The following is an 11,843-nucleotide window of genomic DNA, read 5'->3' as shown; positions in this document are numbered from 1 at the left end:
AAACGGCGCTTCGCTATCGTAGGCGGCAGATAACTTCCCTTAGATTCGCAGGACATCTGCCATGAACACTGCCACCTACAACCGTACTCGCTGGTTAACCCTCATCGGGACCATCATTACTCAGTTCGCGCTGGGATCCGTTTATACCTGGAGCCTGTTTAACAGCGCGTTGTCACAGAAGCTGGATGCGCCAATCAGCCAGGTCGCTTTCTCCTTCGGGCTGCTGAGTCTGGGCCTCGCCATCTCTTCTTCCGTAGCGGGCAAACTGCAGGACCGCTTTGGCGTGCGTAAGGTCACCATGGCGGCGGGCGTGCTGCTCGGTGCCGGGCTGTTCTTCACCGCACATGCCAATAACCTGATGATGCTGTGGCTCACGGCTGGCGTCCTGGTTGGCCTGGCCGACGGTGCAGGTTACCTGCTAACGCTGTCTAACTGCGTGAAGTGGTTCCCGGAACGTAAGGGCCTGATTTCTGCCTTTTCTATTGGCGCCTATGGCCTCGGTAGCCTCGGTTTTAAATACATCGATACCCATTTGCTGGCGGCCTACGGTCTGGAAAACACCTTTATGATTTGGGGTGGACTGGCGATGGTGATGGTGCTGTTTGGCGCCACCATGATGAAAGACGCTCCGCTGCAGGAAACCAAAACCGCAAACGGCGCAGCGAAAACAGACTTCACCCTGGCAGAGTCTATGCGTCAGCCACAGTACTGGATGCTGGCATTGATGTTCCTCACCGCCTGCATGAGCGGCCTGTACGTCATCGGCGTAGCAAAAGATATCGCGCAGGGCATGGTGCACCTGGATGCGATGTCCGCCGCCAACGCGGTTACCGTTATCTCGATTGCTAACCTGAGCGGCCGCCTTATCCTCGGTATTCTGTCCGATAAAATCGCCCGTATTCGCGTTATCACGATTGGCCAGGTGATTTCTCTGGTCGGTATGGCGGCCCTGCTGTTTGCCCCGCTGAACGAAATGACGTTCTTTGCGGCCATCGCCTGCGTTGCCTTTAACTTTGGCGGCACCATCACCGTTTATCCTTCGCTGGTCAGCGAATTCTTTGGCCTGAACAACCTGACCAAAAACTACGGCGTGATTTACCTGGGCTTTGGGATCGGCAGCATCTGCGGCTCCATCATCGCCTCGCTGTTCGGCGGCTTCTACGTCACCTTCTGCGTTATCTTCGCCCTGCTGATTCTATCCCTGGCGATTTCCACCACCATTCGTCAGCCGGTACGTGCCGTACTCAGTCACAAACACGCCCACGCCTGATAGTCTTCGCAATACCCACGTTAAGGCCGCCAAATAGGGCGGCTTTGGCGTAACCCATCATCACCTCGCTTACTCTGTTCAAATAAAAACACAATCTCAGCAATGAAATAACAGTCTTTGGCAAGACTTTTTCGCCACAAGCTGTATTATCCCGGCCAGGATAAATCTCCCTTCTCATCGCCTTATCCTCTTTTCACTCGTCAGGCCAGCAGAGGGATGTCTTTCCTAAGACAGCATTCGCTATCCAGAACAGTTCCACAGAGAAAACGAGCATCATGGTACAAAAAACCAGCCGGAAATCGCTCTGGACATACATTTATGTCTCATTGCTATTTATTGCAGCCCTGATCATCATTGCGGGTAACTCGCCGCGTGATATCTACCCCGTTGTTATCGCTGCTAGTGTCTTCATTTTTGCATGCGGATTGCTTTATTTACTCTCCGCCAGAGTCATTTTTGCCGTGGGTACCAGCAGCCTGCTGGTGATTCTGCTGCAATTTTGTAACCAGCTTAAGGTCCACTATTACAAAGACCAGCTGCTGTTTAGCGATTTTTACTTGATGGCCGATCCGTCCAATGCGAGCACGCTGCTGCATTATCCCTCTGCCGGGATCGCGGTTGCGGCGATGATAACCCTGCTTATCCTGACGATTATCATCAGTTGGCGCACAGCGCCGCGCCGCAGAGGGATGCTCGCCCCGCTGATAGCCCTCGGCGTGATGCTGGGTTCGGCGTCACTGCTTAGCCACAGCGTACTGAAGAATCAGCGCAACTGGGTCACTATGCTGCCTGGCGGTACCGGCGTACTGTCGAACCTGGCGTTATCCGGCATTCAGACCCAGTACGACGCACCAACGTTCCCACAGGCAACGTCGCTGGAATTTGCTTCTCGCGCGGCGGCGCTGAATAACAAAACCGCCGCATCAGCAAGCGTGAAACCTGATATCGTTCTGCTGCTGCAGGAATCGACGGTGGATCCGCGCCTGTATAAGGTGCCTGACCCTAAATTACTGCCACATTTTTCTATGTTTGAGCAGGACAGCAAGGTAAAAGCCCACACACCGATGCGCGTGCAAACCTTCGGCGGAGGCACCTGGCTGTCTGAATTCGCGGTCTTAACTGGAATGCGTAGCGATGATTTTGGGGCGCTGAAAAGCTCCGTCTTTTATTCAGCTATCGATCACGTCAATGACAGCCTGTTTAAGCAGATGAAAAATAACGGCTACTACACCGTTGTGCTGACGCCATTCAACAAATCGGCCTATAACGCCGGTCACGCCTATACCATGATGGGCGTGGATAAAATCATTCAGCCGCAGGAGTTGGGCTACCCAGGTGATTTGTCGGACAACCTTTGGCACATCACGACCGGTGACGTCCTGGGCTATGTGAAAAAGATCCTTGCCGGCCATACCGATAAGCCCGTGTTTGTTTATGCGTTAACGATGTACGAGCACGGCCCCTATGACGCAGGGCATTCTGATGATTACCAGCTGGCTTCAGTCGTGAAAAATGAAGATTCAGCCGGTAAATTTAGCCATTATGTCGAGAAGATTAAAAACTCCGAAACTGCGCTGGCCGACTTCTTCCAGTTCGTTGATCGGCGCCAACGGCCAACCATGTTTATGTACTTTGGCGATCACCAGCCCGGCATAGGCTGGGAAAACGGCTACGCCACTGCGCAGAAAAAACCGTCCCTCCTCACGCAATTTAGCCTGCGTGACAATTATAACGCGCCACCGGTGGCGGACCTCGGCTCCATCACCGATATCGCCTTCCTTGGTGGAATGTTACTCGAACAGGCTCAGCTAAAAGTGTCACCGTTCTATCAGGCCAATATCGATATGCGCCATTTATGCCAGGGCAGACTGAATGATTGCCCGGACACAACGCTGTTTAATAGTTACCGGCATTATGTCTACGATGAACTGCAAGCGGCATCGAAGCCCTGATCCTCTTTGCTAGCAGATCAAAAAAAGACCCCGCCCTAATACGGGGTCTTTTTTGTTAAAAAACGGCCATGCCCTTCGAATTTTGATGCATCGCCAGGAATCCTCTTCGTTTCACACGCTATTCAGAACTAGCTGGCTACTCTACGGTCTGAATAGCGCTCATTTTTTTATATCGCCTGGATGCCTGAATGAATTACATAAAAACACTCTCTCAGCAAAAACTGTGTCTTTTGCTGGGGGTATACATCGGCTGGTTTTTGAATATCTCTGTTTTCTACCAACGTTTTGATAGCCGCGCCCAGGTCTTCATCGCCTGGAAAGGCATGGCCGCAGCTGCCGAGTTTTTTGCCTGCCTGCTGGTAACATTTTTCCTGTTACGCCTGCTGTCGATTTTTGGCCGTCATCTCTGGCGAGTGCTGGCCTCCTTCGTGGTGCTGTGTTCCGTGGCCGCCAGCTACTATATGACCTTCTTCAACGTGGTCATCGGCTACGGCATCATTGCCTCGGTGATGACTACGGATATCGACCTCTCTAAAGAAGTTGTAGGCTACCACTTTGCGATCTGGATGGTTCTGGTCAGCGCTATCCCGCTTTTCCTTATCTGGGTAAACAGATCGCAAGACACGTTGCTTCAGCAGTTGAAAACCCCGGGTCAACGCATCAAAAACATCGCCATCCTTCTCTGTGCGGGGCTGCTGGTTTGGGCGCCGCTGCGAATGCTGGGGGAAATGCAGTCCGACGATGAGCAGGGGTCGACGACGGATATGGCAAGTTACGGCGGCGTGGTAGCCAGCTCTTATGTGCCGGTCAACTGGGTCTCTTCCCTGGGGCTTTTTGCCTGGGCGAACGCCGACGAATCCACCGGCAACGGCGCGCTGATGAACCCCACGAAAAAGTTCACCTACGTTACGCCTCCAGGCATGAATGATACTTATGTGGTGTTTATTATTGGCGAAACCACGCGCTGGGATCATATGGGAATATTTGGCTATGACCGTGACACCACGCCAAACCTCGCCAAAGAGAAAAACCTGGTCGCCTTCCGCGGGGAGTCTTGCGACACCGCCACCAAACTCTCGCTGCGCTGTATGTTCGTCCGCGAAGGCGGGGCAGAAGATAACCCTCAGCGTACGCTGAAGGAACAAAACATCTTCGCGGTATTAAAACAGCTGGGGTTTAGTTCCGACCTTTACGCTATGCAGAGCGAAATTTGGTTCTACAAAAACGCCATGCCGGATACCCTGGCCTTCCGCGAACAAATCGCCGCTGAACCCCGCAACCGCGGTAAAACCGTGGACGACATGCTGCTGATTGACGAGATGAAGCAATCTCTCGAGCAGAATCCTGACGGCAAACATCTGATAATTCTGCATACCAAAGGCTCCCACTTCTCCTACGCCCAGCGCTACCCGCGCAGCTTTGCGAAATGGACACCAGAATGCATCGATATTGGCAAAGGCTGTTCAAAGGAGATGCTGATTAACGCCTTTGATAATTCGGTGCTTTATGTCGATACGATGATAGACAGCGTGTTCGACCAGCTTCGCGATAAGAAGGCGATTGTCTTCTATGCCGCTGACCACGGTGAATCCATCAGCGATTCCATGCACCTGCACGGCACACCGAGAAAAATGGCACCGCCGGAACAATTCCGCGTCCCACTGCTGGTTTGGGCATCGGATAAGTACCTGGAAAATCCAACGGCTGCCGACGCCTTTAAGCATATGCAAGAGCAGGCAAAAATGAAGGTGCCGCATCGCCACGTTGAGCTGTTTGACACCATCCTTGGCTGCCTGGGCTACACCTCGCCCAACGGTGGAATTAATCAGAATAACAACTGGTGCCACGTGCCGGATAAAGACATGAATTAATATTCTGACCGCATCCAACATTGGCATAGAATGCCCGACTTGAAATAAAACACTCCGTATCGCGGGGTGTTTTTCTCTTTTTAGCCCCGCCGTTTATTCGCATCATGATCTGCCATTTTTGCTTCTGCCAGGCCACATTAATTCATCGTATTTGGTTATGGAAAAGCGTGGTTTTTTGCGCGGCCGCTTATGATGAGGGACAGCATTTTCCGCTGTGAGCGATGCAGATCACAAAATAAATCGTGCAACAATTCATCATTTAACACAAAATTTTACCTATTCCGGACAATCGGTTCTCGCTATAGGTTGCAAATTAAGCAGTGCAATATTCTGGTAACAAGCCTGTAGCATAAATTTCCCTGCTGGAAATGTCCCCGGAAGGTTTTTTTAATCTTTGCCCACCGAATCTCACCTTGCTTGTAAATCCCCGTGACCTGTATTGACGTTTCCTTAATCTGTTGACAGATTGTAGGACGAGAGGGGCTATTTACGGACCGTCTGTGCTACCTCCATGCATGACTCGCGAAAGGAACTGCTAGCCTCACCATCGCCTCCGGGCACACCGTACCGACCACCCACAAATAACAATGGTCAGACGGTTACAAAACACAACACGACACATAATTGGAGCAGAATAATGAGTATTTCCTTGAAGAAGTCAGGGATGCTGAAATTTGGTCTGAGCCTGGTTGCCATGACCGTTGCAGCAAGCGTACAAGCCAAAACCCTGGTTTACTGTTCAGAAGGTTCCCCAGAGGGCTTTAACCCACAGCTGTTCACTTCCGGCACAACTTACGATGCCAGCTCCGTACCGATTTATAACCGTCTGGTAGAATTCAAAACCGGCACCACCGAAATCATCCCAGGTCTGGCTGAGAAATGGGACGTTAGCCCGGACGGCAAAACCTACACCTTCCACCTGCGTAAGGGCGTGAAGTGGCAGGATAATAAAGACTTCAAACCGACTCGTGATTTTAACGCCGACGACGTTGTATTCTCCTTTGACCGTCAGAAAAACAAAGATAACCCGTATCACAAAGTCTCTGGCGGCAGCTACGAATACTTCGAAGGTATGGGCCTGCCTGACCTGATCACCGACATCAAGAAAGTCGACGACAACACCGTGCAGTTCGTGCTGGCTCGTCCAGAAGCGCCGTTCCTCGCGGACATGGCCATGGACTTCGCCTCTATTCTTTCTAAAGAATATGCCGACAACATGATGAAAGCCGGCACCCCGGAAAAAACCGACCTGAACCCAATCGGTACCGGTCCATTCCAACTGCTGCAGTACCAGAAAGACTCCCGTATTCTGTATAAAGCCTTCGAAGGCTACTGGGGCACCAAGCCGAAGATCGATCGCCTGGTCTTCTCCATCACCCCAGACGCTTCCGTACGTTACGCCAAGCTGCAGAAAAACGAATGTCAGGTGATGCCGTTCCCGAACCCGGCCGACATCGCCCGCATGAAAGAAGACAAGAACATCAATCTGATGGAACAGGCTGGCCTGAACGTGGGTTACCTCTCCTTCAACACCGAGAAGAAACCGTTTGATGACGTGAAAGTGCGTCAGGCGCTGACCTACGCGGTGAACAAAGAAGCGATCATCAAAGCCGTTTATCAGGGCGCGGGCACCGCGGCTAAAAACCTGATCCCACCAACCATGTGGGGCTACAACGATGACGTGAAGGACTACACCTACGATCCTGAAAAAGCGAAAGCGCTACTGAAAGAAGCGGGCCAGGATAAAGGCTTCACCGTTGACCTGTGGGCTATGCCGGTACAGCGTCCATACAACCCGAACGCTCGCCGCATGGCAGAGATGATTCAGGCTGACTGGGCGAAAGTCGGCGTGACCGCCAAAATCGTGACCTACGAGTGGGGCGAGTACCTGAAGCGTGCTAAAGCGGGTGAACACCAGGCCGTGATGATGGGCTGGACCGGCGACAATGGGGATCCGGATAACTTCTTCGCGACCCTGTTCAGCTGCGCCGCGGCGAAAGACGGTTCCAACTACTCTCGCTGGTGCTACAAGCCGTTTGAAGATCTGATTCAGCCGGCTCGCGCCACCGACGACCATAACAAACGTGTTGAACTGTACAAACAGGCTCAGGTTGTGATGCACGATCAGGCACCAGCGCTGATCATCGCTCACTCCACCGTGTTCGAGCCAGTACGTAAAGAAGTTAAAGGCTACGTGGTTGATCCACTGGGCAAACACCACTTCGAAAACGTGTCCGTCGAATAATAAGTAGAGATCCCCCCTCTCCCTTGAGGGAGAGGGCCGGGGTGAGGGTGTTTTAATTTCCCCCCACACCCTAACCCTCTCCCCTCAGGGGAGAGGGAATTTATATTCATTATTTGTGAGCAATACAGACGGGACAGTTACCAGGCTTTCCGTCACTACAGAGAATCCGGGATATGCTGCAGTTCATCCTCCGACGACTGGGGTTAGTCATCCCCACGTTTATAGGTATTACCCTACTCACCTTCGCTTTCGTGCATATGATCCCCGGAGACCCGGTAATGATCATGGCCGGAGAGCGCGGTATTTCTCCTGAGCGCCATGCCCAACTGCTGGCCGAGCTGGGTCTCGACAAGCCAATGTGGCAGCAATACCTCCATTACATTTGGGGCGTAATGCATGGCGATCTGGGTATTTCATTAAAGAGCCGCCTCCCGGTCTGGGACGAGTTCGTGCCGCGCTTTAAAGCGACGCTGGAACTCGGCATCTGCGCGATGATTTTCGCCGTTGCCGTCGGTATTCCGGTAGGCGTACTTGCCGCCGTGAAGCGTGGTTCAATCTTCGACCACACCGCCGTTGGCCTCGCGCTGACCGGCTATTCCATGCCAATTTTCTGGTGGGGCATGATGCTCATCATGCTGGTCTCGGTACACTGGAACCTGACCCCGGTTTCCGGGCGCGTCAGCGACACCGTGTTCCTTGATGACTCCCTGCCGCTCACCGGGTTTGCGCTGATAGATACCGCTATCTGGGGCCAGCCGGGTGATTTTATTGACGCCGTTGCCCACATGATTTTGCCTGCCGTCGTGCTAGGCACTATCCCGCTGGCGGTTATCGTGCGTATGACCCGCTCTTCGATGCTGGAAGTGCTGGGCGAAGACTACATCCGTACCGCTCGCGCCAAGGGCCTGACCCGCATGCGCGTTATCGTGGTTCACGCCCTGCGCAACGCGATGCTGCCGGTCGTCACGGTTATCGGCCTGCAGGTCGGTACTCTGCTGGCAGGCGCCATCCTGACGGAAACCATCTTCTCCTGGCCGGGCCTTGGCCGCTGGCTCATCGACGCCCTGCAGCGTCGTGACTACCCGGTAGTCCAGGGCGGCGTGCTGCTGGTGGCGACGATGATTATCCTCGTCAACCTGCTAGTAGACCTGCTGTACGGCGTGGTGAACCCGCGTATACGCCATAAGAAATAAGGGGCCATCATGACGCAACTGACTGAAAACAAAGTGGTGGCAGCACCCAAGCCGATGACGCCTTTCCAGGAGTTCTGGCACTACTTCAAACGTAATAAAGGGGCGGTGATCGGCCTGGTGTACGTCGCCGTAATGATCTTCATCGCCGTGTTCGCTAACTTCATCGCGCCTCACGCGCCAGCGGAGCAGTTCCGCGACGCGCTGCTGCACCCGCCGGTCTGGCAGGAAGGCGGCAGCTGGAGCTACATCCTCGGCACGGATGACGTAGGCCGCGATGTGCTTTCTCGCCTGATGTACGGCGCACGCCTTTCGCTGCTGGTCGGCTGCCTGGTGGTCGTCCTGTCGCTGGTAATGGGCATCGTGCTGGGCCTGGTCGCCGGTTACTTTGGCGGCGTGGTCGACAACATCATCATGCGCGTGGTCGATATCATGCTGGCGCTGCCAAGCCTGCTGCTGGCGCTGGTGCTGGTGGCTATCTTCGGGCCGTCTATCGGTAACGCCGCGCTGGCGCTGACCTTCGTTGCGCTGCCGCACTATGTGCGTTTAACCCGCGCCGCGGTGCTGGTGGAAGTTAACCGCGACTACGTCACCGCTTCCCGCGTGGCGGGTGCTGGCCCGGTTCGCCAGATGTTTGTGAATATCTTCCCGAATACCCTTGCGCCGCTGATTGTTCAGGCGTCGCTCGGCTTCTCGAACGCCATTCTCGATATGGCCGCCCTTGGCTTCCTCGGCATGGGTGCGCAGCCGCCAACACCGGAGTGGGGCACCATGCTCGCCGACGTGTTGCAGTTCGCGCAGAGTGCCTGGTGGGTTGTGACCTTCCCTGGTCTGGCAATCCTGCTGACGGTGCTGGCATTTAACCTGATGGGTGACGGTCTGCGTGACGCGCTCGATCCCAAACTGAAGCAGTAAGAGGTTCGAGATGGCGTTATTAAATGTAGATAAATTATCGGTGCATTTCGGCGACGAAGACGCACCGTTCCGTGCCGTGGACCGCATCAGCTATAGCGTGGATCAGGGGCAAGTTGTCGGCATCGTGGGCGAGTCCGGCTCCGGTAAATCCGTCAGCTCGCTGGCGATTATGGGGCTTATCGACTTCCCAGGCCGCGTAATGCCGGAAAAACTGGAATTCAACGGCAGGGATCTGAAGCGCATTTCTGAGAAAGAGCGCCGCAACCTGGTGGGCGCCGAAGTGGCGATGATCTTCCAGGACCCGATGACCAGCCTGAACCCGTGCTACACCGTCGGTTTCCAGATTATGGAAGCCATTAAGGTGCATCAGGGCGGCAACAAGAAAACCCGCCGCCAGCGCGCTATCGACCTGCTGACCCAGGTAGGTATTCCTGACCCGGCTTCACGTCTCGACGTTTACCCGCACCAGCTTTCCGGCGGGATGAGCCAGCGCGTGATGATCGCCATGGCGATTGCCTGTCGGCCTAAGCTGCTGATCGCCGATGAGCCAACCACCGCGCTCGACGTGACCATTCAGGCGCAGATCATCGAGCTGCTGCTGGAGCTGCAGCAAAAAGAGAACATGGCGCTGATCCTGATCACCCATGACCTCGCGCTGGTTGCCGAAGCCGCCCATAAAATCATCGTGATGTACGCGGGCCAGGTTGTGGAAGCGGGCTCGTCCCACGATATCTTCCGCGCGCCTCGCCACCCGTACACCCAGGCTCTGCTCCGCGCGCTGCCGGAATTTGCGCAGGATAAAGCGCGCCTGGCTTCGCTGCCGGGCGTGGTACCGGGCAAATACGACCGCCCGAACGGCTGCCTGCTGAACCCGCGCTGCCCGTATGCGACCGACAAATGCCGCAGCGAAGAGCCGGAATTAACCCTGCTGGCAGATGGACGTCAGTCCAAATGCCACTACCCACTCGATGATGCCGGGAGGCCAACCCTATGAGTACCCCACAGGCCACCGCGCAACCGCTGTTGCAGGCCATCGACCTGAAAAAACACTACCCGGTGAAGAAGGGCTTTTTCGCCCCTGAACGCCTGGTGAAAGCGCTGGACGGCGTGAGCTTCACCCTCGAGCGCGGCAAAACGCTGGCGGTCGTCGGCGAATCCGGCTGTGGGAAATCCACCCTTGGCCGCCTGCTGACCATGATCGAAGTCCCGACCGGCGGGGAGCTGTACTACCAGGGCCAGGATCTGCTGGTCCCGGACGTTTCAGCGGAAAAACTGCGCCGGCAGAAAATCCAGATCGTCTTCCAGAACCCGTATGGCTCGCTGAACCCGCGTAAAAAAGTGGGGCAGATCCTGGAAGAGCCGCTGCAAATCAACACCAGCCTGAGCAAAGCCGAGCGCCGCGAAAAAGCGCTGGAAATGATGGCGAAAGTGGGTCTGAAAACCGAGCACTACGACCGCTATCCGCACATGTTCTCCGGCGGCCAGCGCCAGCGTATCGCTATCGCTCGCGGCCTGATGCTTGACCCGGACGTGGTGATTGCCGATGAACCGGTCTCTGCGCTCGACGTGTCGGTGCGTGCGCAGGTGCTGAACCTGATGATGGACCTGCAGCAGGATCTGGGGCTGTCCTACGTGTTCATCTCCCATGACCTGTCGGTAGTGGAGCACATCGCCGATGAAGTGATGGTGATGTACCTGGGCCGCTGCGTGGAGAAAGGCAGCAAAAAGCAGATATTCTCTAATCCGCTGCACCCGTACACCCAGGCGCTGCTGTCCGCTACGCCACGGCTGAACCCGGACGAACGCCGCGAACGCATCAAGCTGACCGGCGAGCTGCCAAGCCCGCTGAACCCACCGCCGGGCTGCGCCTTTAACGCCCGCTGCAGCCGTCGCTTTGGGCCATGCACCCAGCTTCAGCCGCAGCTGAAAGACTACGGCAACGGTCAGCTGGTCGCCTGTTTCGCTGTGGACCAGGATGTGAACGGGGAACTGCGTTAATTTTTATAAAAGATGGCCCTTTGCGAAAAGGGCCTTCAATACTCTAAATATCTAACCGTTCATGGTGTTGGTATTTTTTTTCTATCAACCCTTCGGCTCAATCCCTTTTGCCTTCAAAGCCTCACGCGCCAGATTCTTTAGCCAATTAGCCAGGCTCATTCCCTGTTCCGTTGCTTCCACATCGAGTTGCTCACGTAAAGCGGGATCGATACGCATTTTAAAATGAGGTGACTTGCCACCACCTTTCGGTTTTTTGTCTCGACTAACGATTGGCATGGGGCCCCATATTGCGTAAGTTTTGTTCTGTATAGGGGGGCACATTAACATAGCCGCGCTATAACGAACAACGCCCCGAAGTGCTGTAACACTGCCGGGGCGTCTAACCACAAACGTTAACTGATT

The 11,843-nt window shown here is 54.8% G+C and carries 9 protein-coding genes; 8 read left to right on the top strand and 1 reads right to left on the bottom strand.

Annotation, left to right across the window (positions count from 1 at the left end; translation table 11 throughout):
* Nucleotides 1-61 precede the first annotated feature (61 nt).
* The 8 genes from CNE01S_RS02990 to dppF all read left to right on the top strand — a co-directional run bounded on the left by CNE01S_RS02990 (nt 62) and on the right by dppF (nt 11,441).
* The gene (locus CNE01S_RS02990; RefSeq protein WP_061273320.1) at nt 62-1,270 is read left to right on the top strand and encodes an L-lactate MFS transporter; all 1,209 of its coding nucleotides are present in this window, start codon (nt 62-64) and stop codon (nt 1,268-1,270) included.
* 275 nt (nt 1,271-1,545) lie between these two features.
* Nucleotides 1,546-3,222, top strand: coding sequence for an LTA synthase family protein (locus CNE01S_RS02985; RefSeq protein WP_061273318.1), 1,677 nt, complete (start codon nt 1,546-1,548; stop codon nt 3,220-3,222).
* Between the two features lie 188 nt (nt 3,223-3,410).
* Nucleotides 3,411-5,093 carry a kdo(2)-lipid A phosphoethanolamine 7''-transferase gene (eptB, locus tag CNE01S_RS02980; protein WP_061273316.1) on the top strand — a complete coding sequence of 561 codons (1,683 nt, stop codon included), beginning with the start codon at nt 3,411-3,413 and terminating at the stop codon, nt 5,091-5,093.
* Nucleotides 5,094-5,730: 637 nt separating this feature from the next.
* Nucleotides 5,731-7,338 carry a dipeptide ABC transporter periplasmic-binding protein DppA gene (dppA, locus tag CNE01S_RS02975; RefSeq protein ID WP_061273314.1) on the top strand — a complete coding sequence of 536 codons (1,608 nt, stop codon included), beginning with the start codon at nt 5,731-5,733 and terminating at the stop codon, nt 7,336-7,338.
* A 173-nt stretch (nt 7,339-7,511) separates the two neighbouring features.
* The gene (gene dppB, locus CNE01S_RS02970; protein ID WP_061273312.1) at nt 7,512-8,531 is read left to right on the top strand and encodes a dipeptide ABC transporter permease DppB; all 1,020 of its coding nucleotides are present in this window, start codon (nt 7,512-7,514) and stop codon (nt 8,529-8,531) included.
* Between the two features lie 9 nt (nt 8,532-8,540).
* Entirely contained in the window at nt 8,541-9,443 is a 903-nt protein-coding gene (gene dppC / locus CNE01S_RS02965) for a dipeptide ABC transporter permease DppC (protein ID WP_061273309.1), read from the top strand.
* Nucleotides 9,444-9,453: 10 nt separating this feature from the next.
* Nucleotides 9,454-10,437: a dipeptide ABC transporter ATP-binding protein gene (gene dppD, locus CNE01S_RS02960; RefSeq protein WP_039298855.1), complete on the top strand. Its 984-nt coding sequence runs from the start codon at nt 9,454-9,456 to the stop codon at nt 10,435-10,437.
* Nucleotides 10,434-11,441, top strand: a complete 1,008-nt coding sequence (gene dppF / locus CNE01S_RS02955) for a dipeptide ABC transporter ATP-binding subunit DppF (protein WP_061273307.1) — start codon at nt 10,434-10,436, stop codon at nt 11,439-11,441. The genes dppD and dppF overlap by 4 nt, the downstream gene beginning before the upstream one ends.
* Before the next feature lie 84 nt (nt 11,442-11,525).
* Here dppF and CNE01S_RS02950 read toward each other — a convergent pair whose 3' ends face one another.
* Nucleotides 11,526-11,717, bottom strand: coding sequence for a toxin-antitoxin system HicB family antitoxin (locus tag CNE01S_RS02950; RefSeq protein WP_061273305.1), 192 nt, complete (start codon nt 11,715-11,717; stop codon nt 11,526-11,528).
* Between the last annotated feature and the right edge of the window lie 126 nt (nt 11,718-11,843).

Source organism: Cedecea neteri NBRC 105707 = ATCC 33855 (assembly GCF_001571265.1).
Lineage (GTDB): Bacteria > Pseudomonadota > Gammaproteobacteria > Enterobacterales > Enterobacteriaceae > Cedecea > Cedecea neteri.
This window is presented reverse-complemented; position numbering and strand designations above follow the sequence as displayed.

Coding starts and splice junctions, on each gene's coding strand:
- CNE01S_RS02985 (WP_061273318.1), top strand. CDS start 1,546: ATGGTACAAAAAACCAGCCGGAAATCGCTCTGGACATACATTTATGTC.
- dppA (WP_061273314.1), top strand. CDS start 5,731: ATGAGTATTTCCTTGAAGAAGTCAGGGATGCTGAAATTTGGTCTGAGC.
- dppB (WP_061273312.1), top strand. CDS start 7,512: ATGCTGCAGTTCATCCTCCGACGACTGGGGTTAGTCATCCCCACGTTT.
- CNE01S_RS02950 (WP_061273305.1), bottom strand. CDS start 11,717: ATGCCAATCGTTAGTCGAGACAAAAAACCGAAAGGTGGTGGCAAGTCA.
- CNE01S_RS02990 (WP_061273320.1), top strand. CDS start 62: ATGAACACTGCCACCTACAACCGTACTCGCTGGTTAACCCTCATCGGG.
- eptB (WP_061273316.1), top strand. CDS start 3,411: ATGAATTACATAAAAACACTCTCTCAGCAAAAACTGTGTCTTTTGCTG.
- dppC (WP_061273309.1), top strand. CDS start 8,541: ATGACGCAACTGACTGAAAACAAAGTGGTGGCAGCACCCAAGCCGATG.
- dppF (WP_061273307.1), top strand. CDS start 10,434: ATGAGTACCCCACAGGCCACCGCGCAACCGCTGTTGCAGGCCATCGAC.
- dppD (WP_039298855.1), top strand. CDS start 9,454: ATGGCGTTATTAAATGTAGATAAATTATCGGTGCATTTCGGCGACGAA.